Annotated in this window: 27 protein-coding genes and 1 tRNA gene; 19 read left to right on the top strand and 9 right to left on the bottom strand. The window is 36.5% G+C overall.

Features of this window, described 5'->3' with window-relative positions:
- The first annotated feature begins 39 nt into the window (after nucleotides 1-39).
- The 9 genes from SOI85_RS00140 to clpB all read left to right on the top strand — a co-directional run bounded on the left by SOI85_RS00140 (nucleotide 40) and on the right by clpB (nucleotide 10,961).
- Nucleotides 40-609 (top strand): Ycf51 family protein, encoded by a 570-nt coding sequence (locus SOI85_RS00140; RefSeq protein WP_320664211.1) that lies wholly within the window; start codon nucleotides 40-42, stop codon nucleotides 607-609.
- Nucleotides 606-1,031 (top strand): DUF4332 domain-containing protein, encoded by a 426-nt coding sequence (locus tag SOI85_RS00135; protein WP_320664210.1) that lies wholly within the window; start codon nucleotides 606-608, stop codon nucleotides 1,029-1,031. Before SOI85_RS00140 ends, SOI85_RS00135 begins: the two co-directional genes overlap by 4 nt.
- 68 nt (nucleotides 1,032-1,099) lie before the next feature.
- A complete protein-coding gene (locus tag SOI85_RS00130) occupies nucleotides 1,100-1,366 on the top strand; it encodes a hypothetical protein (protein WP_320664209.1) in 267 nt (88 codons plus the stop codon).
- A 14-nt stretch (nucleotides 1,367-1,380) separates the two neighbouring features.
- A complete protein-coding gene (locus SOI85_RS00125) occupies nucleotides 1,381-3,000 on the top strand; it encodes a CocE/NonD family hydrolase (RefSeq protein ID WP_320664208.1) in 1,620 nt (539 codons plus the stop codon).
- Between the two features lie 20 nt (nucleotides 3,001-3,020).
- Complete coding sequence (gene glgB / locus SOI85_RS00120; RefSeq protein ID WP_320664207.1) at nucleotides 3,021-5,303, top strand: 1,4-alpha-glucan branching protein GlgB; 2,283 nt, start codon at nucleotides 3,021-3,023, stop codon at nucleotides 5,301-5,303.
- A gap of 146 nt (nucleotides 5,304-5,449) precedes the next feature.
- Nucleotides 5,450-6,496 (top strand): uroporphyrinogen decarboxylase, encoded by a 1,047-nt coding sequence (gene hemE / locus SOI85_RS00115; protein ID WP_320664206.1) that lies wholly within the window; start codon nucleotides 5,450-5,452, stop codon nucleotides 6,494-6,496.
- A gap of 10 nt (nucleotides 6,497-6,506) precedes the next feature.
- Nucleotides 6,507-7,511, top strand: coding sequence for an NAD(P)-dependent oxidoreductase (locus tag SOI85_RS00110; protein ID WP_320664205.1), 1,005 nt, complete (start codon nucleotides 6,507-6,509; stop codon nucleotides 7,509-7,511).
- Between the two features lie 25 nt (nucleotides 7,512-7,536).
- Nucleotides 7,537-7,896: a plastocyanin gene (petE, locus tag SOI85_RS00105; protein WP_320664204.1), complete on the top strand. Its 360-nt coding sequence runs from the start codon at nucleotides 7,537-7,539 to the stop codon at nucleotides 7,894-7,896.
- A gap of 488 nt (nucleotides 7,897-8,384) precedes the next feature.
- Nucleotides 8,385-10,961 carry an ATP-dependent chaperone ClpB gene (gene clpB / locus SOI85_RS00100; RefSeq protein ID WP_320664203.1) on the top strand — a complete coding sequence of 859 codons (2,577 nt, stop codon included), beginning with the start codon at nucleotides 8,385-8,387 and terminating at the stop codon, nucleotides 10,959-10,961.
- Nucleotides 10,962-11,047: 86 nt separating this feature from the next.
- Here the strand turns inward: clpB and SOI85_RS00095 are convergent, their stop codons facing one another.
- Complete coding sequence (locus SOI85_RS00095) at nucleotides 11,048-11,521, bottom strand: 6-carboxytetrahydropterin synthase (RefSeq protein WP_320664202.1); 474 nt, start codon at nucleotides 11,519-11,521, stop codon at nucleotides 11,048-11,050.
- A 62-nt stretch (nucleotides 11,522-11,583) separates the two neighbouring features.
- Here SOI85_RS00095 and hisIE point away from each other — a divergent pair, with 62 nt between their 5' ends.
- The gene (gene hisIE, locus SOI85_RS00090) at nucleotides 11,584-12,249 is read left to right on the top strand and encodes a bifunctional phosphoribosyl-AMP cyclohydrolase/phosphoribosyl-ATP diphosphatase HisIE (RefSeq protein WP_320664201.1); all 666 of its coding nucleotides are present in this window, start codon (nucleotides 11,584-11,586) and stop codon (nucleotides 12,247-12,249) included.
- Between the two features lie 56 nt (nucleotides 12,250-12,305).
- Here hisIE and SOI85_RS00085 read toward each other — a convergent pair whose 3' ends face one another.
- Nucleotides 12,306-12,791 carry a DUF2214 family protein gene (locus SOI85_RS00085; RefSeq protein WP_320664200.1) on the bottom strand — a complete coding sequence of 162 codons (486 nt, stop codon included), beginning with the start codon at nucleotides 12,789-12,791 and terminating at the stop codon, nucleotides 12,306-12,308.
- Between the two features lie 226 nt (nucleotides 12,792-13,017).
- Here SOI85_RS00085 and SOI85_RS00080 point away from each other — a divergent pair, with 226 nt between their 5' ends.
- The 4 genes from SOI85_RS00080 (at nucleotide 13,018) to SOI85_RS00065 (ending at nucleotide 15,127) form a co-directional block, all read left to right on the top strand.
- On the top strand, nucleotides 13,018-13,953 hold the full coding sequence (locus SOI85_RS00080) for an RNA polymerase sigma factor RpoD/SigA (protein ID WP_320664199.1): 936 nt from the start codon (nucleotides 13,018-13,020) through the stop codon (nucleotides 13,951-13,953).
- A gap of 97 nt (nucleotides 13,954-14,050) precedes the next feature.
- Nucleotides 14,051-14,416: a YkvA family protein gene (locus tag SOI85_RS00075; protein WP_320664198.1), complete on the top strand. Its 366-nt coding sequence runs from the start codon at nucleotides 14,051-14,053 to the stop codon at nucleotides 14,414-14,416.
- A 1-nt stretch (nucleotide 14,417) separates the two neighbouring features.
- A complete protein-coding gene (locus tag SOI85_RS00070) occupies nucleotides 14,418-14,732 on the top strand; it encodes a hypothetical protein (protein WP_320664197.1) in 315 nt (104 codons plus the stop codon).
- A gap of 35 nt (nucleotides 14,733-14,767) precedes the next feature.
- Nucleotides 14,768-15,127 (top strand): c-type cytochrome, encoded by a 360-nt coding sequence (locus tag SOI85_RS00065; RefSeq protein WP_320664196.1) that lies wholly within the window; start codon nucleotides 14,768-14,770, stop codon nucleotides 15,125-15,127.
- On the opposite strand, the gene SOI85_RS00060 is transcribed toward SOI85_RS00065, so the two are convergent.
- Nucleotides 15,103-15,372, bottom strand: a complete 270-nt coding sequence (locus SOI85_RS00060) for a YciI family protein (protein ID WP_320664195.1) — start codon at nucleotides 15,370-15,372, stop codon at nucleotides 15,103-15,105. The two genes, SOI85_RS00065 and SOI85_RS00060, sit on opposite strands and share 25 nt — an antisense overlap.
- A 103-nt stretch (nucleotides 15,373-15,475) precedes the next feature.
- On the opposite strand from SOI85_RS00060, the gene SOI85_RS00055 reads away from it, so the two are divergent.
- Nucleotides 15,476-15,844, top strand: a complete 369-nt coding sequence (locus SOI85_RS00055; RefSeq protein WP_320664194.1) for an AbrB family transcriptional regulator — start codon at nucleotides 15,476-15,478, stop codon at nucleotides 15,842-15,844.
- Between the two features lie 121 nt (nucleotides 15,845-15,965).
- Here SOI85_RS00055 and trpA read toward each other — a convergent pair whose 3' ends face one another.
- The 3 genes from trpA to SOI85_RS00040 form a co-directional block, all read right to left on the bottom strand.
- Nucleotides 15,966-16,799: a tryptophan synthase subunit alpha gene (gene trpA / locus SOI85_RS00050; RefSeq protein ID WP_320664193.1), complete on the bottom strand. Its 834-nt coding sequence runs from the start codon at nucleotides 16,797-16,799 to the stop codon at nucleotides 15,966-15,968.
- A gap of 65 nt (nucleotides 16,800-16,864) precedes the next feature.
- Entirely contained in the window at nucleotides 16,865-17,179 is a 315-nt protein-coding gene (locus SOI85_RS00045; RefSeq protein ID WP_320664192.1) for a DUF3007 family protein, read from the bottom strand.
- Nucleotides 17,180-17,182: 3 nt separating this feature from the next.
- Nucleotides 17,183-17,434 carry an NAD(P)H-quinone oxidoreductase subunit L gene (locus SOI85_RS00040; RefSeq protein ID WP_320664191.1) on the bottom strand — a complete coding sequence of 84 codons (252 nt, stop codon included), beginning with the start codon at nucleotides 17,432-17,434 and terminating at the stop codon, nucleotides 17,183-17,185.
- Nucleotides 17,435-17,497: 63 nt separating this feature from the next.
- On the opposite strand from SOI85_RS00040, the gene SOI85_RS00035 reads away from it, so the two are divergent.
- A tRNA-Leu gene (locus tag SOI85_RS00035) sits at nucleotides 17,498-17,583 on the top strand.
- A gap of 27 nt (nucleotides 17,584-17,610) precedes the next feature.
- Here the strand turns inward: SOI85_RS00035 and pyrC are convergent.
- Complete coding sequence (gene pyrC, locus SOI85_RS00030; RefSeq protein WP_320664190.1) at nucleotides 17,611-18,669, bottom strand: dihydroorotase; 1,059 nt, start codon at nucleotides 18,667-18,669, stop codon at nucleotides 17,611-17,613.
- Between the two features lie 158 nt (nucleotides 18,670-18,827).
- Here pyrC and SOI85_RS00025 point away from each other — a divergent pair, with 158 nt between their 5' ends.
- Nucleotides 18,828-19,934 (top strand): calcium/sodium antiporter, encoded by a 1,107-nt coding sequence (locus tag SOI85_RS00025; protein WP_320664189.1) that lies wholly within the window; start codon nucleotides 18,828-18,830, stop codon nucleotides 19,932-19,934.
- Nucleotides 19,935-19,967: 33 nt separating this feature from the next.
- On the opposite strand, the gene gorA is transcribed toward SOI85_RS00025, so the two are convergent.
- Nucleotides 19,968-21,332: a glutathione-disulfide reductase gene (gene gorA / locus SOI85_RS00020; protein ID WP_320664188.1), complete on the bottom strand. Its 1,365-nt coding sequence runs from the start codon at nucleotides 21,330-21,332 to the stop codon at nucleotides 19,968-19,970.
- A 40-nt stretch (nucleotides 21,333-21,372) separates the two neighbouring features.
- Here gorA and SOI85_RS00015 point away from each other — a divergent pair, with 40 nt between their 5' ends.
- Nucleotides 21,373-22,626, top strand: coding sequence for a glutathione S-transferase family protein (locus tag SOI85_RS00015; RefSeq protein WP_320664187.1), 1,254 nt, complete (start codon nucleotides 21,373-21,375; stop codon nucleotides 22,624-22,626).
- Nucleotides 22,627-22,695: 69 nt separating this feature from the next.
- Nucleotides 22,696-23,361 (top strand): ParB-like protein, encoded by a 666-nt coding sequence (locus SOI85_RS00010; protein ID WP_320664186.1) that lies wholly within the window; start codon nucleotides 22,696-22,698, stop codon nucleotides 23,359-23,361.
- On the opposite strand, the gene dnaA is transcribed toward SOI85_RS00010, so the two are convergent.
- Entirely contained in the window at nucleotides 23,358-24,746 is a 1,389-nt protein-coding gene (gene dnaA / locus SOI85_RS00005) for a chromosomal replication initiator protein DnaA (RefSeq protein WP_320664185.1), read from the bottom strand. The two genes, SOI85_RS00010 and dnaA, sit on opposite strands and share 4 nt — an antisense overlap.
- Nucleotides 24,747-24,805: the final 59 nt, after the last annotated feature.

Raw genomic sequence — 24,805 nt, 5'->3', positions numbered from 1 at the left:
AATCAAAATATAAGGACTGATTGTCATCTTCACCAGCTGATGTCCATTTCTCAAATACTTCAAGATGCAACCACTTGGTTTGCGTGGTTAGGATTAGTCCTACTAATACTCACTATTTTATTTTTCATATTCAATTGGAATGGCAAGTTTAGGCTTGTTGGGTCAACTATATTCACCCTCTTACTTTCTGCAAGTTGTTGGGCATTTACAGAAAGTTATAGGCCTCCCATTAACATTGAAGGTGCTATATATACCCCAATCGTTTATGACAATGGTTACGACCTTGTCGTAGCCCAAGCACCTAATGACTTTCCAAAAGAAGCAATACAACCGACCCTTGAACAAATAGCTAGTAACCTAAAGGGTGTAGGAAGAAATAGATCTTTAGTTAATGTTCGTCTGAGGAAAGTAGAAGACTTAGGAAATGGAGTTAGTAAACCAGTAATTATAGGAGAAGTCCTAAGAGATGTTGTAAAGAACATCACCTTGCCTATTCCCAACTCAATTGATCTGAATACTGATGGGGAAATCCCAAGTCAAATAAAAACAGAAGCAGATCTAATCGAAGATGATTCCCAGCAAATCGAAATTCAAACGGATCTAGGTTGAAAACACAAGACCCCTTTAAAAACATTCCAAAAAATTTTCAAGAAGAAAAGAAAATTCTTTTGTCACTAGGAATAAATTCATGGGCTCAAATCAAGAGATTAAAAGATGAGGAACTAACAAAAATAACCCAAACAACAATGGCCACCTCAAGGAATCTCAAACGACTACGGTGTATAGCTAATCTTATCTGTGATCTTAAAGTTTCTTTAGGAGAAGCCGCTTTACTGATGCATTCAGGAGTATCAACTATTCAAGCTTTGTCTGTATTATCCCCTGCAGAATTGGTCCAAAAGACTGGTCGTTTTGAACGTTTCCTAAAGACTGGTCGACAACCCATTATTAATCTCCAAAAAGCTCATTCATTAATTACAAAAGCAATTAAACACAATCATCAAATCGGCTTAGACCAAAAGCAACATTAACAAGATTTCTTAGGGCCTTAAAATAGCTATATAATCAAAGAACTATTCAGAATAAATACAAACCAATTATGGGCTACATAATTGCACTAACTATCGCACTTCTTAGCTCTAATTCATTGTCGCAGGCTCAATCTACTCTGTTAGAAAGTGTCAAGAGAAATCCTAAAGAAGCTATTGCCTTATGTTCAAAATTCAAAGCTCTTAATGCTAAAGGAATATCAGCAAGTTCAAAGGAATCTATTTTATCTATTTCCAGAAAGCGAAACCTTAGCTCAATAGATGCTGAAATAATTTCAATGTACGTTAGGGGACTACATTGTCCTGATGTTGTCTGAAAAATTTAGAAGTCTTGGAAAAAATAAGCTATAGAGATGAATATTTAATTCTTGATGATGGAGTAAAACTAAGCTCAAGAGTATGGCTTCCCAATAATGGAAGGGGCCCTTGGCCAGCCTTATTGATGCGACAACCTTATGGAAAAGAAATTGCTTCAACAGTGACTTACCTACATCCTAGTTACTTTGCGAGCCATGGTTTTCTAGTAATTATTCAAGATGTTCGCGGACAAGGTAGCTCTGAAGGTGATTTTTCAGGGTTTTCGCAAGAAGCTTCTGATACAACTAGAACTCATAAATGGGTTAGGGATTTACCTGAATGCAATGGCTTATTAGGTACATATGGATTCTCATACCAAGGCCTTACTCAACTAGTTTCAATACCTAATTCAACACCTCCTGACTGCTTAGCCCCAGCCATGACAGGACTTAATGAGAGCGATCACTGGAGTTGCGAGGGTGGTGCTTTTTGGTGGCACATAGGGCTCTCTTGGGGATTACAACTGGCTGCACAAAAAGTTAAACGTCTTAAAAATAAGAATGGATGGTTAGAGATAAGAAAAAGTCTTGAAAATGGAAGCTACCTTAGAGATGGGCCTCAAATATTAGAAAAATATGATCCTCAAGGGATGGCAATGCAATGGCTCAATAAATCAAAAAACAATTCGAAAAGTTGGACTATCCATAAACCCTCAAAAGATTGGCTAATTAAACCTATGCTTTTAATTGGAGGTTGGTGGGATCCTCATTTAATTGGAATACTTGATATCTATCAACATGCTTTACAAGCTGGAGGTAGACCTTACCTACATATTGGGCCTGCAACTCATCTACAATGGTGGGAGGGGACTGAGCATCTGTTACTGAATTTTTTTAAATACCATCTTCAAGAACAAACTAAATTAGGTTTCTCATCGAACTATAAACATCTCTGGAATTTAACCACTAAGAAATGGGAAAAATCAGAATTTAATAGCAAAATAATGCCCGAATGGTGGGGGTTAGCCACAGAGGGCAAAGCTTGTGTAAATACTGATGATGGGATTTTAAAAAGCAACTCAAATAGCTCTGGACATATTGTTATAGTCCATGACCCCTGGAGACCATTCCCAGCTATAGGTGGACATTTAAGCCCTCAGCCTGGCGAGACAGACAGGAAGGAATTAGACAAAAGATTTGACGTAGCTACTTTTACTACTTCTAAATTAAATAAGTTAATCAGACTAGAAGGTATACCAATAGTTGAATTAGAAGCTTCATCAGATAAGAAGGGGTTTGATATTTACATAGCCTTATCAATAGTTAATGAAGAGCAAACAAAAGTTTCACAACTTTCAACTGGTTTTCTAAGAGTTATTGGAACTAATGCAATGGAACCCAAAGTAAGAAAAATAAAACTTCAACCCTTACTTGCTGACTTCAAAGAAGGCACCAGACTTCGTCTATCAATTGCTGGAGCTGCATGGCCAGCTATTGGGATCAACCCAGGGGACGATAATCTTTCTTGTGGAGCCCCAGACTCTGATTGCTTGGTTACTACTATTTCAATTAATATTTCAAAATCAAAGCTTTATATCTCTCCCCTTCTTGATCAAGAAATCTCAAGAAAGGGCGGTAAGCAGATTAAGCTCTAACTTCACATCTCCAGTCCATCATGGCTACAAGTGTTATTTTCGACTGGCTGGCCAAAGAAGGGCAAAAGCTTTCAGAGTGCAAACATGACAGTCCCTTTTCTATCCTAGGGCCTCAAGCACATGAAGATAAATGGATAATTAGAGCTTGGGTACCTGAGGCAGAGAAGGTATGTCTATTAATTAACCAACAAGAAATTGAACTAACCAATCCAAATCATCCATGGATTTTCGAGACAATCCTCAGTAAAAACCCTGGTTCCAAATATCAATTAAAAGTCAATAGAGCAGCAATACAACATATTCAAAATGATCCTTGGGCTTTTAGAGATGAATGGATGGGAGAAGTAGATAGGCATCTTTTTGCTGAAGGGAATCATCATCATATTTGGGAAAAGATGGGCGCTCACCTTGTCGAAAGAGAAGGAGTTAAGGGTTCGATGTTTTGCCTTTGGGCTCCAAATGCTAGAAGCGTTTCTGTTATTGGAGAAATTAATTCTTGGGACGGTCGGCATCATCCAATGCAAAAAAGGCTTGGAGGTATTTGGGAATTATTCATTCCAGGAATCAATGAAGGTTGCCTTTACAAGTATGAGATACGCTCTCAAGAGGGACACTGCTACCAAAAAGCTGATCCTTATGGCTTCCACCATGAAATAAGACCGGCAACCGGCTCGATCGTATCTAAATTAAATAATTACGATTGGGAGGATTCTCATTGGATTAACAATCGAGACACAAGTAATCCCCTTGATCAACCTATTGCAGTTTATGAAATGCATCTAGGTAGTTGGTTGCACGCTTCTGCTAACGAACCATTTATAGAAAAGACCGGAGAAGCAAGAGAATGCGTTCCAGCCGCTGAATTAAAGCCTGGTACAAGACTTTTAACTTACAAAGAACTTGCAGACAAATTAATTCCCTATATCAAAGAGAAAGGTTTTACTCATATTGAGTTAATGCCAATATCAGAGCATCCGTTTGATGGCTCATGGGGATATCAAGTTACTGGATGGTATGCACCAACAAGTAGATATGGATCTCCTAATGAATTCAGAGCATTTGTTGATAGATGTCATCAGGAAGGCATTGGAATAATTTTAGATTGGGTACCTGGACATTTCCCAAAAGATAGTCATGGTTTGGCCTTCTTTGATGGGAGTCATCTTTATGAACATTCAGATCCTCGAATTGGAGAGCATAAAGAATGGGGGACCCTAATTTTTAATTACAGTCGAAATGAGGTTCGTAATTTCCTTGTCGCAAATTTAATTTATTGGTTTGATCAATTTCATATTGATGGAATACGTGTTGATGCTGTTGCCTCAATGCTTTATAGGGATTATTTAAGGCCTGAAGGAGAATGGATCCCAAATGAGAATGGCGGAAATGAAAATTTTGAAGCTGTTAAATTCCTTCAACAAGCAAATCATGTTCTTTTTCAAAATTTTGCTGGTGCTCTATCAATTGCAGAAGAGTCAACAACTTGGCCAGGAGTCACTCAACCTACTGATATAGGAGGACTAGGATTCAACCTCAAATGGAATATGGGTTGGATGCATGACATGCTTGATTATTTTGAACTAGATCCATGGTTTAGACAATTTCACCAAAACAATGTAACTTTCTCAATTTGTTATAACTTTACTGAAAACTTTATGCTTGCACTAAGTCATGATGAAGTAGTTCATGGCAAAAGTAATTTATTAAATAAGATGCCAGGTGACGACTGGCAAAAGCATGCAAACACAAGAGCACTTCTGGCCTATATGTGGACTCATCCTGGCAAGAAAACAATCTTTATGGGTATGGAGTTTGGGCAAAGAAAAGAATGGAATGTATGGGATGATCTTGAGTGGGAACTTACGAAATATGAACCCCATAAAGGTATTCAAAGATTAATTTCAGATCTTAACAAGCTTTATAAATCTCAGCCTGCATTATGGAAAGACGATTTTGACGAATATGGTTTCCAATGGATTGATTGTAATGACAATAAAAACTCTGTAATCAGTTTCATGAGAAGGGAGAAAACGGATGGAGAATGGCTTGTTGTTATAGCTAATTTCACACCTCAAGGCCACTCAAACTACAAAGTTGGAGTACCCGTCAATGGGTTCTATGAAGAGCTTCTAAATACTGATGGGGAAAACTATGGGGGCTCAAATATGGGCAATATGGGAGGTAAATTTACGGATGAATGGCATATTCATGGTTACGATTATTCCATCGATTTATCATTACCACCTCTTAGTGTTCTAGTGCTAAAGCACAATCCATCTAAGTCAATTGGAAAAGGTTCTTGAAAATAAAGAGTCGCCAGACACATGAAAACGCACTTTTTAAAAATTCCAAAATCCAAAAAGGTGTGAAGAAGATTCCTTATCAATTGCCCAATGGGCACTAATAGGGCCAGCGTCTAGTAAGTTTCTCGCTTGATATCGTCCTACGAATGAGTAATTCTAAGCCCTTATTACTTCGTGCAGCCTGTGGTGAATCAGTAGATCGTCCACCAGTTTGGATGATGCGCCAAGCTGGAAGGTATATGCAGGTATACCGAGATCTGCGTGATCGCTATCCCAGTTTCAGGGATAGATCTGAAAACCCAGATTTGTCTTATGAAATATCTATGCAACCATTTAGAGCCTTCAAGCCAGATGGTGTAATACTTTTTTCAGATATTCTTACTCCCTTGCCTGGCATGGGTATTCAATTTGACATTATTGAAAGCAAAGGACCAATAATTCAAGATCCAATAAGAAATATTGATCAGGTCAGCTCTCTGAGAAAACTAGTTCCAGCAGAAAGCATGGGCTTTGTTGGAGAAGTTCTTGGGAGGTTAAGAGAAAGTGTTAAAAATGAAGCAGCTGTATTGGGATTCGTTGGAGCTCCATGGACTCTTGCAGCGTATGTCGTAGAAGGAAAAAGCAGTAAAAATTATTCAATAATTAAGTCGATGGCCTTCCAAGAACCCGACTTACTCCATAAACTTCTTAACCATTTTGCTGAATCAATTGCAATTTATCTGCGTTATCAAATTGATTCAGGTGCGCAAGTAGTTCAAATGTTTGACTCCTGGGCTGGACAATTGAGTCCCATCGATTACGACACGTTTGCAGCTCCTTATCAGAAGAAAGTCGTAGATCTAGTTAAAGAAACTCATCCTAATACTCCCGTAATTCTATATATTTCTGGGAGTGCAGGAGTAATAGAAAGAATGGGTAGTACAGGGGTAGATATTGTTTCTCTTGATTGGACCGTTGATATGGCAGAAGGATGTGCAAGACTTCCAAAGGGAATAGGGATTCAAGGGAATGTTGATCCTGGCCTACTATTTGGCTCACCAAATGCCATTAAAGAAAGAATTATAGATACCGTAAAAAAGGCCAAAGGAAGATCTCATATCCTCAATCTTGGGCATGGAATTCTCCCAGGGACTCCAGAAGATAATGCAAAAATTTTCTTTGAGACTGGAAAAAGTATCAATGAATATATTTAATTACTGATTCTTGAAAAAGGCTCGAATACTAATAACAGGAGCAAGTGGCTGTGTAGGGCAATACACAGCCACTTGGTTACTTAAAAATACCGAAGCAGATCTTCTCCTTTGGTTAAGAGATCCATCCAAGCTCACCGCGATAGATTCAAATCATCCAAGAGTTCAGTTAATAGTTGGAGATTTAAGACAACCAGGCATTTTTGCAAATGAATTGTCAACTGTCACAAGAGTTATTCATACTGCAACTGCATGGGGAGATCCAAGCAGAGCCTATGAAGTAAATGTAATTGCAGTTGAAAAACTTTTAGATCTTCTTAACCCAGAGAAAATTGAACAAATTATCTACTTTTCAACAGCCAGTATTCTTAAACATAATCTTTCTCCACTTCCCGAAGCCTTTAGATACGGAACAGAATACATCCAAACGAAAGCTAGATGCTTTAAAGAATTACAAGAGCATTCTTTTTCTGACAAAATAATTGCAATATTTCCAACTCTTGTCTTTGGCGGAAGAGTAGATAGAAAATGCATCTATCCAACAAGTTACTTAACGGAAGGCCTTAACAAAGCATGTGAATGGCTATGGCTCGCTCGCTGGATAAAATTATTTTCTAGATTTCATTTCATTCATGCTGCTGATATAGCATTTATATGCGGACATTTAGCAACTACTCCTAATGGGCCTTATTCTGATGAGAATCAACTTGGGATAAAGAAATTAGTTTTAGGTCAAGAGGCTATTTCGGTGAATGAAGCAATCAAAACTCTTTTAAATTGGAAAGGCATGATTAACACACCCGCTATTCCCTTAACGAATTGGTTAATTGAATTGCTAATAAAAATTCTTCCAATAAAACTGACAACTTGGGATAGATTCTGCATCAAACAAAAAAATTTTATTCACGACCCAATAACTACGCCCGAGAGTTTTGGAGGGAGGAGTTACGCAAAGACACTAAACGAGGTATTACATGTTTCAGGAATAAATAGGAAAAAAAAGCACAAAAGAAGCTAAACTATATAAAGAGATAAAGAACCGAATGATTTCCTTTTTTCGATCACTTGCTGCTGCTGCCTTTTCCTTGTTCCTGGTTGTTTCACTAGGAGTATCCTCAGCTCAAGCAAAAACCGTAGAAGTTAAACTTGGCACAGATGCTGGAATGCTTGCATTTGAGCCAAGCACAGTCAATATAAGCGCTGGTGACACAGTTAAATTTGTAAACAACAAGCTTGCACCTCACAATGCAGTTTTCGATGGAAATGACGACCTAAGTCATCCAGACCTAGCATTTGCTCCTGGTGAGTCATGGGAAAGAACATTTAGCGACTCTGGTACCTATGATTTCTATTGCGAGCCTCACAGAGGCGCTGGAATGGTAGGAAAAGTTGTTGTTAACTAGCCTTAAAGACAAAAAAAAGAGGTGGTAGTTTACCACCTCTTTTTTTTGTCTTTGATTAAAAGTCGAGCTACTCTTAATTACAGTAATTCTTAAACAATCAGTATAGTTTTTTCTAAGTCTAGAAAAAGCTTATTGGCTTTTGTTAGAGCAGTAGAAAGAAGTTCTTTCTTACGAAGAAAATATGTTCTTATGTTAGTAGTTTGAACAAATTGATTTCACTGGCGAAAGCTTACGGTTTTATTTTCACCTAAAAAATATAAAAGAAGACTGTTGATAGGAGAATATATAGAGGAGGTTCTCCAACAAAAAAGATACCTGAGAGAGGACTTAAATCTACTCAAACTGAATGATTTTGAATACTTCTTTTATTAGTGTTAATTAAGAGTGTAAATAACCGAACATCAACTAATCGAAAATGATTCAGATCGGTTTACCTCCTTATCAAAGTATGCGAAAAATAATAATCTCAAATAAATAAGCTTTTTTATATGCAACCTAACGCAGAGCAATTTACTGAGAACTCTTGGTCTGCGATAATCTCCTCCCAAGAGATTGCCAGAAAAAGTAGGAATCAAAAAATAGAATCAGAACATCTTTTTCTAGCACTGATTGAACAAAATAGATTAGCCTCAAGTATTTTAAGAAAAGTTAATATTGAGCGACAGCAGATAAAAGAAGATCTTCAAGAATTCATTAAAAGTCAGCCTAAATTAAATAACGAACCTGAAAGTATGTTTTTAGGTCAAGAGTTAGATAAAGTCTTATCAAAAGCTGAAGAGTATAGAGAATTATTCAAAGACCGCTATATTTCAGAAGAGCATTTAATATTATCTCTTTCTAGTGACAAGAGATGCGGTAAAAACTTCTTTAATAAATATAATATTAATACCGATCTTTTACTTATAAGTATTAAATCAATAAGAGGAAATCAAAAAGTGATCGACAAAAACCCAGAAGACAAATATGAATCTCTTGAAAGATATGGAATCAACTTAACTTCACAAGCTCGAGAGGGGAAACTAGATCCAGTAGTAGGAAGAGATGAGGAAGTCAGGAGAACTATACAGATACTAAGCAGGAGAACAAAAAATAATCCTGTTTTAATTGGGGAACCTGGAGTAGGCAAAACTGCCATAGTGGAAGGGCTTGCGCAACGAATAATTAATGGAGATGTTCCTTCTGCACTTCAAGAGAGACAGCTAATTTCTCTTGATATGGGTGCTCTAATAGCAGGTGCCAAATATCGAGGAGAGTTCGAAGAGAGGCTTAAAGCTGTTTTAAAAGAAGTAACTAAATCAGATGGTCAAATAATTCTTTTCATCGATGAAATACACACAGTTGTTGGAGCGGGCGCCACGGGTGGATCTATGGATGCAAGCAATTTACTTAAACCGATGCTTGCCAGAGGAGAGCTTAGATGTATTGGTGCAACAACAATTACTGAACATAGAAAACATATAGAGAAAGATCCTGCTCTTGAAAGAAGATTTCAACAAGTAATGATTAATGAGCCGACAATAGAAGATACAATTTCTATCCTACGTGGCCTCAAAGAAAGATATGAAGTTCACCATGGAGTACGCATAGCAGACAATGCCTTGGTTGCTGCAGCAACCCTTAGCAATAGATATATAACCGATAGATTCTTGCCTGATAAAGCAATCGATCTAATAGATGAATCCGCCTCTAGGTTGAAAATGGAAATCACCTCAAGGCCTCTGGAAATTGATGAAATAGATAGAAAAATAGTTCAACTACAAATGGAAAAACTCTCTTTAGATAGAGAGTCTGATAATGCGAGTAAAGAGAGGCTAAAACTTATCGAAGTAGAGCTGAAAGAACTACTAATAAAGCAAAACTCTCTAAATACTCAATGGCAAAAAGAAAAAGAATCAATTGATGGAATTTCATCAATTAAAGAGGAGATTGAAAAGGTGCAACTACAGATAGAACAAGCCAAAAGAAATTATGATTTAAATAAGGCAGCCGAACTGGAATACGGCACTTTGGGCAATCTCTTAAAGGAATTAGATGAAAGAGAGAATAATTCAGAAGAAAGTTCCCTTCTACGCGAAGAGGTTACAGATAATGATATCGCTGAAGTAATTTCTAAGTGGACATCTATACCTATCAAAAAATTAGCCAAATCAGAAATAGAGAAGCTGCTTGACCTAGAAAACTCTCTTAAAGAAACAATTATCGGACAAAATGAAGCTATTCGGTCTATATCTGATGCAATACAAAGATCAAGAACAGGCCTAAGTGATCCAAATAAACCTATCGCAAGTTTTTTATTTTTAGGTCCTACAGGAGTAGGAAAAACAGCACTTTCGAAATCACTTGCTTCGCAACTGTTTGATAACGAGCAATCAATGATAAGGATAGATATGTCCGAATATATGGAGAAACATTCCGTAAGCAGATTAATTGGAGCGCCTCCAGGATATATCGGACATGAATCTGGCGGACAATTAACTGAAGCAATTAGAAGAAATCCATACTCTGTGCTTTTATTCGACGAAATAGAAAAAGCTCATGATGATATTTTTAACTTAATGCTACAAATCCTTGATGAAGGAAGAGTGACAGATGGCCAGGGGAGAACAGTCAACTTCAGCAACACAATAATAATTTTAACAAGTAATATTGGTAGTCAAGCAATTATTGAGCTTTCAGGAATTGAGAATCAAAGAGAAAGAATGCTAGATATTATTAAAAGTTCTCTTAATAAGACTTTCAAGCCTGAGTTCCTTAACAGGTTAGATGAGTCAATAATTTTTAATAGTCTTCAGCAAAATGATTTAAATCAAATAATTAATATACAAATCAATAACTTAAGAACAAGACTAAAAGAAAGGGATATTGATATAGAGATTAGCAGAACTGCAATTAATTGGATTTCAAACAAAGCTTTTAATCCTATTTACGGTGCTAGGCCTCTTAAACGAGAACTTCAAAAGCAACTAGAAAATCCTATTGCAAAATTAATTTTAAAAGGTGGTATAAAACCTGGATCAATAATTAAGGTAGGTTTATTCAATAATGAGATCTATTTTGATTCTTAGTTTCTGAAACGCATTCTATAAATTAAACTCATGCTCATTCATTAAAAGGCTAGAAACTAAATATCATAATTTCCACTTCTTATACATTATCTATCTTTAAACCAATCAGGGACGAGCTCAAAACAAGCTGCATTTGAATCATTTTCTCTTGATTCAGTGCGCCAGCAACATGTTCTACCAGAGTCTTTTTTGAACAAAAGAGAGTTAGCCCAATTCCAAATAAGCTCAGCAGATGATTCCATTCCCACATTTTTCATTATGCGAAGATCTAGTGCACCTTCTTTATGTAGTCTCTGCCAGTCAAGAATCAAAGGATCATCTTCATTAATAAGGAATGTATGATCAAAATGATTTTTTAATTTCCCCTCTACTTCCCGAAGACTTGAGAAATCAACAACAAATCCATTCTCATCAAGATTAGTTGCAGCAAACCAAAAGGTGAAGCTGCGACTATATCCATGAACAAATTTGCAGTGTCCTGAATGTTTCCACTGTCTATGGCAACAGGGGTAGTCTTTAAAACTCTTACTACAAGTAAAAGTGAAATTAGGGATAGACATCCAATAAACGATTGAGGAGACTAGTTAAAGATCAAACTAAAACTTCTTCTTAAAATAAGTGTATGACTTCTATGAGTGAATCCTTCATAAACAAACTTTCTTTTGATGAAAATGGCCTAATCCCAGCCATTGCGCAGGATTGGCTAGATGGTGCTGTCTTAATGATGGCTTGGATGAATCGACAATCATTAGAAAAAACAATTACAACAGGGAAAGTACATTATTGGAGTCGATCCAGAAAAGAGTTATGGGAGAAAGGTGCAACTAGCGGACATACTCAAAAATTAAATTCAATGAGATATGACTGTGATGCCGATGCAATCCTCCTCACAGTTCAACAAGTAGGTTCAATTGCTTGTCATGAAGGGAAAAGGAGTTGTTTCTTTAATGAAATATTAAAAAAGGAAGGAAACGAGATCTCAATAGTTCCTGCTGATGCATGCAGTGAGTTATTCCAAACAATTGAATCTAGATATACCCAACCTGACGGAAAAAGTTATACCAATAGCCTTTTAAGAGAAGGGGACAATAAAATACTGAAAAAGATAGGAGAAGAGACAGCCGAGTTTGTAATGGCATGTAAGGATGATGAACCATCTTCAATTGCAAATGAAGCAGCAGACTTGCTTTTTCACTTACAAGTCGCACTAAAACATCACAATGTAAACTGGAATGATGTCCTTGAAGTATTAGCCTCTAGAAGAGGTAAGAGAAGAAATAAAGCATAAAATAAGGATCTAAAACCAACCAATTAATCCTGAAAAATAATCAATTCTTACTTCCCTTAACCCAATCCAACCCCTCTTGCCATAAGTGTTGCAAAAAGAGGGATCATGATAAATCCAATCAATTCAATATTGATTATTTTTGTAATTCGTTCAACTAAAATCGAATCCACTTTTGGCAACTCTCCTTTACTTAAGGGAATAGCCCAAAGAATATATGTAAAAGTTGGATAAAGAGAGAGTAATCCTACTCCTATAAAAATAGTTATCTTAATCCAAAAAATTGGATTTTGAGTATAGAACTCACTGCCTTGTCCAAGGTAAAGAACTCTTAAAAGGCCGCTCAAAAGAAGCAATAATGCAGCCACTCCATATACAACATCAGCCAGAAGAAGAGTTATAGCCTCTTTTCGATCAGGGGAGACCTTTAAGATCTTTCGTTCCAGAACTAATGCTCCAAAACAAATCATAAAACTCAGATAATGTATGTAAGCAATTCCAGCCTTTTGCAAAACAACATTGCCAAAGATTGTTCCCAGGGGCATGGGATGAAAATAAATCTACTTAAAGAGACTAACGAGAAAAGACACAATAACTATATAAGTATGTACACCTAAAAAAATACTTCATAAATCAATAAAAATTTTTATCCAATCAAGAAAAGTTGATTCAAAAAAGTGGAAAGAAAATCATCAATTCCGAACTATTCATTACGCTAATAGAAAGTAAACATTTTTTCTCTAGATTAAGAATATAAATAAGGAAAACCTCGTGAGTTCTTTAAGCGACTTTCTTGGAGAGATAGGGCGACACCCGCTCCTTACTCCTGAACAAGAACTCACTATGGGCAGAAAAGTGCAAGAAATGATTGCCTTGACTCAGAGATGTCATATTGCTGGAGGTAAAGGGCCTGCTTGCGATTACACAGATATAGAAAAGAGAGCAATTCGAATTGGAGAAAAAGCGAAGAACAAGATGATAGAAGCCAATCTAAGACTGGTTGTAAATCTTGCTAAACGTTATCAAGGGAAAGGGCTTGAGCTACTTGATTTAATCCAAGAAGGAACCTTAGGTCTAACAAGAGCGGTCGAAAAATACGATCCCAAAAGAGGCCATCGATTCTCTACATATGCTTATTGGTGGATTCGGCAGGGCTTAAATAGAGCACTTTCCACACAAAGTAGAACGATTAGGATACCCGTAAATATCAATGAAAAACTAACAAAACTAAGAGCAGCCAAATCTCGTTTAATGCAAGAAAATGGAATTCATCCAACAAGCGCACAACTCTCTAAGAAATTGAATATATCAAAAGAAGAAGTTGAAGAATTATTAGCATGTGAATTAAGAAGTATCACCGTAAGTCTTCAAGGAGTAATCAAGTCAAAGTCTGATCCATCAGAACTAGTTGATGTATTACCTAGTGAAGAAACCCCACCAATGGAACTAGCTGAATTAGCAGAAAGGAGTGACTCAGCCTGGTCTTTACTTGACACTGCAAATTTAACTCCAAAAGAAAGAAAAATAGTCAGCCTGCGATTTGGTCTTGATGGAACGAATCAATGGAGAACATTGGCAGAAGTTGCTCGTCATATGAATTGCAGCAGAGAGTACTGCAGACAAGTAGTTCAAAGAGCACTAAGAAAACTACGCCGAGCCGGAGTGAATAGTGGAATAGGTGAAGGGATTCCTATTGAAAGTGAATGAATAAACCTTCCTCATATAACTAAATCAATCTGAATTGTTGGTATTTTCATTTTTTTAGTAAAAATAAGGAAGAAGGCTTTTTAGTCTTAAAAAACAAATGACAATTAATAAAAAATCAGAAAAAGATTTTTACGAAGCAGAAGTTATCGATAGTTCTGTTATTGATGAAGGGCTATTAAGGAAAATATTAATAAAGGCAGGTAGAACTATTGCTCAACCTGCTCTAGAAGCTTTTGAAATGATGACAGATATTTCAACTCCTTATCAAGTCAAAATCTCTATGTTTGCAGCACTCAGCTATCTAATAATGCCTATGGATCTAATGCCTGATTTTATTCCTGTAGCAGGTTTCAGCGATGATCTGGTTGCTTTGACAGCTGTAATAAGTCTTTGGCAAAATCATATGACGCCTCAGATAAGGGCCAGGGCTCTGAAAAAACTTGATACATGGTTACCTTTATAAAATGATCAAATGGTCTAAGGATCTAGAAGAAAAGCTTACTTTTCTGATAAAAGATTGGCTTAAGCACAGGGGAAAAACCCAGGCGGATCTAAAAGAAAGTCTTAAAGCCAGCTCATCAAGGATGCCAAATCTGATTGAAGTCTTAAAAGCAGATTTCAAAAAAGGTGGTATTGCTACAATTGCTGAGCGTCTTTGCTCAATAGAAAGCAACTGGATTAATCCTCAACAAGAGATAAATAATAATCAAGAAGAATCTGATCCTTTTAATCAACTAGATCTTCTATTAGAAGAACTTAGAGAAAACATCAATAATTAAGAAAATCTCCGTACTCCCATTTTATTGACTTCTGAATGAACCTACTCATTAAAAAACTTTTTGGTTCAATTTTAATATCTTTTTTTCTCTTCTCAACATTCTTAATCTACTCAAATCAATTATTAGCACTTAACAACTCAAAAGGTGAAAAACTTTTCTTAGAACATTGTTCAGGATGTCATGTAAATGGAGGAAACATTATCAGAAGAAACAAAACCCTTAAGATATCTGCCTTAAAACGCAATGGTCTAGATAACCCCGAAGCAATTGCAAAAGTTGCTCGTAATGGAATAGGAAACATGAGTGGATATAAAAAAGTTCTTGGAGAAGAAGGCGATAAAATTGTTGCAAATTGGATATGGGAACAGTCTCAAAAAGCTTGGGTCCAAGGATAAATATCATAAGAAATCCATATACCCTCTCTCCAATAAACGTCATCTTGAATTATCTTCCTTAATTCATCAAGATTAGAAACTTGGAATATTCCAAAAACATATCTAGTACATTTTGTAGGACCCAACGTAATAAGTAAGCCTTGTTTCTTAAGATTAGAAAGCCTATCTAGATGCTCTTCACGAAATGGTGTTCGCTTTTCAATAGCATTCTCACAGTATTTACCCCAAAGAACAAATCGCTCCATAATTTCGATGATTAATTAATCCATGAAAATTAACACCCTAATGTTGACACAATTGGCATACATTTTGCTATGTTAATTATGTAGATTCTTTTATTTCAGAATTATGCTCACAGGTAGCGACCTACTCACCAAAGTCAAAGAACTTGGTGATGTAAGCAAATCAGATCTTGTTAAGGCTTGTGGATATATATCCACTAAGAAGGATGGTGGTGAACGTCTTAACTTCACAGCCTTTTATGAAGCTCTTCTTGAAGCTAAAGGTGTAAGCCTTGGAGCTACAGGAGTAGCTGGAATTGGTAAAGGAGGAAGAAAGCTTAGTTACGTAGCGACAGTTCAAGGCAATGGAAATCTTTTAATTGGTAAGGCATATACTGCCTTATTAGATCTAAAAGCTGGAGATGAATTTGAGATCAAGCTAGGTCGCAAGCAAATAAGACTTGTTCCTGCAGGTGCTGAAGATGGTGATGATTAAAAAATCACTAATAAGTCAATAAAAAATATAAATAATAAATAAAAAGCAAAGTCCTGGAATGATTCCAGGACTTTTTATTTTTCTCAAAATTTAAAAATTAAAATAGCTATATAATATTTTTTCAAACCTCTGATCTCAATTCATTCAAGAAATTAACAGCTTCTTCTACCTCATTACCAGGTACAGCACTTGCAATTCTTTTGACTAGAGCGCTACCGACTATTGCTCCATCAGCACCCCAACTACGAACTTGACGAATATGTTTAGGAGCTGAAATACCAAATCCAACAGCAACAGGACTAACCGAAGATTCTTTAAGTTGTTGTACAAGAGTCTTCACACGATTATCCATAACTGACCTCTCTCCAGTAACACCTGTAACACTAACTAGATATGTAAACCCCTTAGTATTCTGAGCAATCCTTTTCATTCGATCTTTAGGTGTTGTAGGTGCAACTAACAAGATCAAATCCAAACCTTTATCTGAAGCAATTGAAGAGAACTTCTCAGCTTCTTCTAGAGGAAGATCTGGAACAACAAGTCCAGAAGCACCTGCTTCTGATGCTTCATCACAAAATCGTTCGAATCCTATATTCAAAAGAGGATTGCAATAAGTAAAAAGAATTACAGGTATTGACAATTTATTTCGTAATTGACTCAACATTTCAAGAACACTTGACGGAGAAGTTCCAGAAGAAAGTGCACGTGAAGCCGCTAACTGAATAACAGGACCATCTGCAAGAGGATCGCTATAAGGAATACCTAACTCAACAATATCCGCTCCATTATCTTGCAATTTCAACAAAATCTCTGAGGTTGTTCTCAAGTCAGGGTCGCCGGCCATTAGAAAAGGCATTAAAGCAATTCGTCCTTCTTGCTTAATTTTTAAGAAGCGATTAGAGATATTTGAACTATTCAAGGTTTTAAATTCAATGTGTTCACTATTATCACTCATTTAAAAAACTAATTTAGGCTAATTTGTCGGGACTCCTAAATCAAAGTGTTAGTAAAAAATCTTTGTTACTTTTCAAGTTGATCAATCAAGCGTTTCTGCTCTTCTTCAGACAAAGACTCAAATTTTGATTTTAATTTTGTATTTGTTATCTGGTCGTAAGCAGCTCTATACCTTTTGCGTTGTTCAACAAACGTCATCTTGCCATTAATAACCCTGAGAAAGTAAGAGAAGGTCCAAGCTAGGACTATAAGTATAAGAACAGCCTCAGCGGCTATACCAGCAGATGCTTCATCAAAACCAAATGTAAGAAAAGCAAAATATCCAGCACCACCTAATAGCAGAACCAAAAAACCTAATTGAATAACTTTTGCTCGAGTCATGTTCTATTTCTCAGCTTGTCCATTAAGACGCAAATTTAAAAAAGGAGAAAATATAATTAAACCTGGAAAAAAAAGAAAAACTAATCCGTAAACTCCTAATCTCTCAAACTTTCCCATGAAATTCCATCTATTATTCATCCAGTAATAAAGAGCTAATGGAACAACCACCAAGTAAATAAAGCCCAGCACAGCATAAGTGCCAAAGACAAGTAATAAGTTGTTGGGAATTTGATTTCCCAATGCGAGTAAAGTCACTATGGAGAAAAGTGCGCTTCAATAACTATGATCAGGGTAAGGTTACTTACCCGACCTTTTCAAGGGAGTATGGCGGAATTGGTAGACGCACCAGACTTAAAATCTGTTGGCCGCTTTAGGCCGTGGGGGTTCAAGTCCCCCTACTCCCACTCAATTAGCTTACTGTTAATAAACAATTATTTTTCAATATTGACAAAAGACCAATTTAAATTTTCCCCTGCATGAAATGGAACTATTGATAAATCCTGACTTCTTCTTCCAAGATGAAGGTTTTCCGGAACAAGGCATGAACGCCTTACTAACTTGATAGAACTTGTATTTACTGGTAAGCCATAGAAAGAAGGACCAAACTCACTACAAAAAGCCTCCAATCGATTAAGGGAATTCTCTTCTTCGAATACTTCTGCGTAACTTTCAATTGCATAAGGAGAATTAAATATGCCTGCACAAGCACAGGCATTCTCTTTTGCACCGCGAAGGTGAGGGGCAGAGTCAGTACCAAGAAAAAAACAAGATTTTCCACTTGTAGCAGCTTGCCTTAAAGCCAATCGATGCTTTTCTCTTTTGACTATCGGTAAACAAAAGAAATCACTTCGAAATCCTTCTAAAAACATTGCATTTCTATTTATATGCAAGTGATGGGGTGTAATTGTCGCTGCGAGCCTGAATCCACTTGTTTCAACAAACTGAACTGCATCTACAGTAGTAATGTGCTCTAAGACAACACGTAACTTAGGAAAACGTTTAAAGATAGGCTGCAAATGACGGTCTATAAAGACTGCCTCTCTATCAAAGATATCAATTAAGGGATCTGTATCTTCCCCATGGATAAGCAATGGCATATCTATTCTTTCCATCGTCTCAAGAAGAGAGTCAATTTTTCTTATATCACTAACTCCACTAGAAGAATTAGTTGTTGAGTTTGCAGGATATAGTTTAGCGGCTATAAAAACACCTTCATCAAAGCCTTTTTCTAAAACTTCTGCAGAAAAGTCATCTGTCAAATAGGCCGTCATCAAAGGAGTAAATGATAAATTGTCAGGCACAGCATTCAATATTCTCTTCTTATAATTTCTTGCAGCTTCAATAGTTGTTACAGGTGGGGTTAAGTTGGGCATCACAATGGCACGACGAAAAACTCTAGCCGTATAGCCAATAACGGATTCAAGCAGCGCTCCATCTCTTAGATGTAAGTGCCAGTCATCTGGTTGACGCAAAGTAATCTGATCTATCAAAAGCTCAAACCCAATATGGGATCAATAGATAAAATACTATTACCTTAATAAGGTATCTATAGTTAATCTAACAGGTAAACAAAAAATGAAAAAGATTCAGCAAAATAAAATTAAAAGAACAAATGATTTTCTGTTAAGGAACTAACATAAAAAAGACTATGCATGATTTTACATCGTCTCTATTAGAGTTAATCATTGGGATAGCCTTTCTCTTCTGGGGTGGCGAGCTTTTTGTTCAAGGCTCAATAATTCTTGCAGGGATCCTAGGAATTCCACAATTAGTAATCGGATTGACTGTTGTATCCCTAGGGACAAGTGCACCCGAGCTTTTTGTGAGTTTAAACTCATTTTATCAAGGCTCGGATGCACTGGCAGCGAGCAATGTAGTTGGAAGCAATATTTTCAATATTCTTGTAGTCCTTGGAAGTAGTGCAATTATTCTTCCATTAAAAGTAGAAAGTCGACTAATTCGTAGAGATGTTCCACTATTGATAGCTGTTTCGTCTGCGGTCTGGGGCATGACTTCTAACGGAAGACTTACATGGCAAGCCGGAATAGCGTTATTGATTGCTTTATTAATAAATACAGCTTGGGAAATTCGTACTGTCCGAGAAGAGTCAAAAGAAAAAGATTGTAATGCGGGAGTCATTCCTCAACCGATATCAAATAATTGGATAAATTCTTTGACAAAGCTTTTTATTGGAATAGTTTTACTTTCTTTTGGTTCAAAGCTACTTGTTAATGGAGCAAGTTCAATAGCTTTACTTCTTGGAGTGAGTGAAGCGGTAATTGGCCTAACTATAGTTGCCGCTGGCACATCGATGCCTGAGCTAATTACTTCATTAATAGCCACATTTAAAGGGCGGACCGATCTTGCTATCGGCAATGTCGTCGGAAGTAGTATTTTGAACCTACTTCTTGTCCTAAGTTTATGTGCCATTTCTTCAGGAACAACAGGACTAGAAATAGATGAGGTATTAATCAACAAAGACATGCCTATTATGCTTCTTTCTACTCTTGCATGCATGCCTATTTTTTGGACCAAAGGAAAAATAAGTAGGTTAGAAGGGATAGGTCTTTTAAGTTTATATATTTTATATTTAATCGATCAAATAATACCTTACTCATTTCCTATTCTACATGAAGAATTCAGGATAATTTTGGTTTCCATTATTCTTCCTACAGGATTAATATTAGTAGCAATTAAATCTATTAAATATTTTTATATAATTAATCAAGAAAAGTATACTTCGAAATTAAATTAACTGTATTTTTAGATCAAAGTTAAGTTTATCTACTTAGGCATTCATTGTCACAAACTCCTCTGCAATAGTTGGATGAAGTGCCATTGTTTTATCAAAATCTATTTTTGTTGCTCCAAGTCTTAAAGCAATAGCAGCCATCTGTATTATTTCTGCTGAGTTCTCGCCAGCCATATGACAACCTACTATCTTATGATTATCTCTTTTAACAATTAGTTTAAGGAGGCATAGTTTTCCACTCTTTGGTAAAGACTGAGACATTGGTTTGAACTTAGATCTAAAGACTTTGATATTCTCCAATCCATACTTCTCGATTGCGCCCTCTTCTGTAAGACCTACTGCCGCAATTTCAGGAGAACTAAAAACCGCCTTTGGGATCAAACTATAATTAACACTAAGAGTCCCATTCCCCCAAATTTTATCTGCAAACTTCCTACCCTCATCAATTGCTACAGGAGTCAAATTAATTCGATTAGTAACATCACCTATTGCATAGATATTAGAGATACTAGTTAGATTATTTTTATCTACATTTATTTTATTATTAATAGATTCAATACCAGCATTTTCTAATTTCAATCGACTAATTGAAGGATTTCTCCCCGTAGCAAATAAGACTCCTTTAGTCTTTAAAGTTTGCTTAGTATTAGTCGTTAAAGTTAAATCATTTTCTTTACCATCAATGCCTGAAATAGATTGTCCGAAGTTCAATTCAATTCCATTAGCTACCATCTCATCTTTTAATAAGTCAGAAAGCTCAAGATCAAAACCTCTTAATAAGTTATCTCCTCTAACAAATTGGGAAACTTTTGCACCAAAACCATTCAAGATGCATGCAAACTCACAAGCAATAAAGCCACCTCCTACAATTACTATCTCGTCGGGAAAACTATTTAAAGCGAACATATCATCACTAACCCAGCCAAGAGAAGCTCCTTTGATATCAGGTCGAATAGGAGAACCTCCAACTGCAATTAAAATCTTTTTAGCCTCAATTTCAATTTCTCCTTGATTATCAGAAATATTTTTTATCAGGATTGAATTAGGGTCTTTAAACTCTGCCCAACCTTTAATCAACTCAACACCTGCCTTTTCAAGATTTTTAGTATGAAGATCATTTAATCGATCAACTTCTTTTCTTGTGTTCTGCAATAAGATCTGAGAATCAATTTTGACATCTTTAAAAGTGATGCCATAACTATCTGCATTTTTTATATATTGTCTATAGCTAGAGCCATATACCAGTAATTTCTTAGGTACACATCCACGAATAACGCAAGTTCCCCCAACTCGATCTCCTTCCACAATTGCCACTTTGGCACCATAAGAAGCAGCTCTCTTAGCAGCCGCTAACCCTCCAGAGCCAGCGCCTAAAACGATTAAGTCAAACGTGTTTTCCAATTAAAATTTAAACCCAACTAACCAATTCTCCACTATTTACATGAACCAAGCCACAAATGTACTTTCATGGGAAGAATTACTTGAATTGCCTCAAATAGACGAAGATCGAGCAAGTGGTAAAAATAACTCGCATGCTTTACTCCGTTTATTTGGACAACCAGAAGAAAATGCCCAAGTAACTTTATATAGAGATCATCATGCCTGGTGCCCTTACTGCCAAAAAGTTTGGCTTTGGCTCGAATGGAAAGAAATCCCCTACCGAATAAGAAAAGTAACGATGCGTTGTTATGGCAAAAAAGAAAGTTGGTATCTAAATAAAGTACCTTCCGGCTTACTACCTGCCATTGAGCTAGAAGGAAAAATAATTACTGAAAGCGACGATATTCTCCTTTCACTTGAAGAGAAGTTTGGTCCACTTGCTAATTCATTACTTCACCCTAAGACATTATGGTTAAGAAGACTAGAAAGAAGATTATTTAGACAATGGTGTATTTGGTTATGTAGCCCTTCAAGAAATAATTATCAAGAAAATGAAAGAAGAAGGAAAAATTTTCAGACTATATTAGAAGAAGTGGAGAATACTTTAAGTAAAAGCTCTACTCCATGGCTCGATCCAACTAATAATAACGGCGTCCTTTCTCCGGGAAGTGGAGACGTTATATTTATTCCTTACTTAGAAAGAATGAATGCTTCATTGGCTTACTACAAAGGCTTTTGCCTCAGAAAAGAATATAAAAGCATTAATAATTGGTTCAGTGCACTTGAAAAGGACCATGTATATAGAGGAACTCAAGGTGATTTTCATACTCATGCTCATGATTTACCTCCTCAGATGGGAGGCTGCTGGTTCGATAACAATAAAAAACAGAAAAACATATCCAATCTAATAGATATTGGGAAAGGACTTGAAGAGCAAGAAATTTCCATCTCAGTGAAATATTCTAAGGAGTCAAAAGCCGAGGCATTAACAAGGGTTTTAAAACATCGTGAATCAATTAAGAAAGTAAATCCAATGGGTAGAGAATTTTTTGACCAACCGTTGAGAGCGGCTCTAACAAACCTCGTGACAAATAAAGTTGCCACGCCTAATAAAGGAAGTGCTGCTGGATTGAGATATCTAAGAGATCGAATCTCTGTACCTAGAGATATGACTTTGCTTGCAGCAAGAGAACTACGCCAATCCCTTGAGCAGACAGCTCAGATAGATGGAAATGAAGAAAGTTCTCCAATACCTTTTTTAAATCGCTTCGATCAAAATCCAGAACTTTTTTTAAAATCAATAAGATCATCATAAAGAAAATACTTTTATCAAACCTACCTAGATTTAGTAAATGAGCGAGCTGTAGACCAATTCTGATTATTTATGTCACTAAAAGTTCAATTACCAAACTACAGACAAATTCCAAAGCCTCTGTCAAATCAAGAGCTATTTAAAATAAAAGTAAAGGACTTAAAGCCTACGCAGATCTGTGTGGGATTTTCAGAGGTATGGGCACGTCAAGAAGAATTTCAAGAAGAAAGCCATAAGAAAATTTCCGCCTATCTAAAGAAGAGACCAGTTCCACTAGTACAAAATAAAAATCATGAATTATGGATGCTAGATCGTCATCATCGTTTGAAGGCACTGGTTGAACTAGATAATAATGCTGAAGCGTTTGGATACATAGTTTCAGAGTTAGACACTTCAGAAAATCATGAGGTTTATGACTATTTATCCCAACAAGGCTGGTTATATTTATATGACAGTAGAGGCAGAGGTCCCAAAGAAGCTAAAGAGCTACCTTCGAGCCTATTAAGAATGGAAGATGATCCTTATAGAAGTCTTGTCTGGAAGCTAAAGAAGGAAGGCATTATTCTGTCTGAACCACTCATTCCTTACCATGAATTTCAATGGAGTAGCTGGCTTAGGAGAAGAGCTTTACCACCATTTAATTCAAAAAACTTGCATCCAGCTTTTTCAGCAGCTAGATCTTTAGTCTGCTCAAGAGCAGCATCTCATTTATCTGGCTGGAATGGAAGATTCTATTAATTTCGCTTTCTAGAATCTATTTGCAATAAATCCTTAACTCTTTGAACTTGACTTGCCATCTCTGGTTCAGTAGACAATTTCTTTTCAACCTGTTCAATTGCATAAATAACAGTTGTATGGTCTTTACCTCCAAAAGCTTCGCCTATCCGAGGCAAACTTAAATCAGTTCCATGACGCATAAGATACATTCCTACTTGACGAGCTTGGCTTACAGGTCTTCGTCTACTTGAACTACATATTTCATCTACTGTTACATCGAAAACCTCAGCAACCTTATCAATTACCTGCTTAGGAGTTACATCAACACCTTGACTTCTGGGGTCAAGCATTGGAGCAACTGATTCTACGTTCATTGGCAATCCGGTAATAGACGAGAAGGCCACTGCACGTGTAAAAGCTCCTTCAAGTTCTCTGATATTTGAGGTAAATCTTCCTGCAATAAATTGAATCAAATCTCGCGGGAGGCGCATTCGCTCTTGTTCAGCCTTTTTTTGCAATATTGCCATTCTTGTTTCTAAGTCAGGCGTTTGAATATCTGCGATTAACCCCATAGAGAATCTAGAAACCAGCCGTTCTTGGAGGCGTGAAATTTGATTAGGAGGTCTATCACTTGTTAAAACAATTTGACGACCTACTTCATGTAGAGCATTAAAAGTATGAAAAAACTCTTCTTGGGTAAATTCTTTGCCTTCTATGAATTGTATATCGTCAACAAGAATCAGGTCGGCAGCACGATATTTATTTCGAAAAGCCTCCATTTCGCCTTTCCTAATTGCAAGAATTAAATCATTCGTAAATGTCTCAGTAGAAACATAAGTAACTTTTGCAGTCGGATCAATTTCTAAGCGATAATGACCAATAGCCTGCATTAAATGTGTTTTACCTAATCCAACGCCACCACATATATAGAGCGGATTGAATTCACGTCCTGGGGCTTCGGCCACTGCCATAGCAGCGGCATGAGCCATTCGACTATTCGGACCAACTACAAATCTGTTAAAAACATACCTTTGATTAAGTGAAGTTTTTTTAACCCTGGGGGGCTTCGCTGCTGTATTAGAGGACTGATTTCCCCTAGAAGAGTTGGAAGATTTAATTTCTACCCTATCTTCAGAAGGATCCTTATCAAGAGTCTCCCCTTCTATTGCTTTGAATTGGACCTTTATTTCTTGTCCTAAAAGCTCTTTTGCAAGACTTTGAATAGTATCTGAATAATTTTTCTTTAGATAATTGCTGGAAAAGGGGTTTGGAGCAATTAACGTCAAAATGTAATTTTCATAGCTATAAAATTTTGTTGGTCTAATCCACGTTTCATAAGACGGCTTACTTAGATTATTTTGAAGGGACCTTTGAACCTTGCTCCAAACTTCTTCACCCCTAAACACAGGCAATTCCTACTTAGACCATAAATCTAAGCTTTTATGAGAAAATGTTCATTATTTTA

The organism is Prochlorococcus sp. MIT 1223 (assembly GCF_034092465.1).
Lineage (GTDB): Bacteria > Cyanobacteriota > Cyanobacteriia > PCC-6307 > Cyanobiaceae > AG-402-N21.
This window is presented reverse-complemented; position numbering and strand designations above follow the sequence as displayed.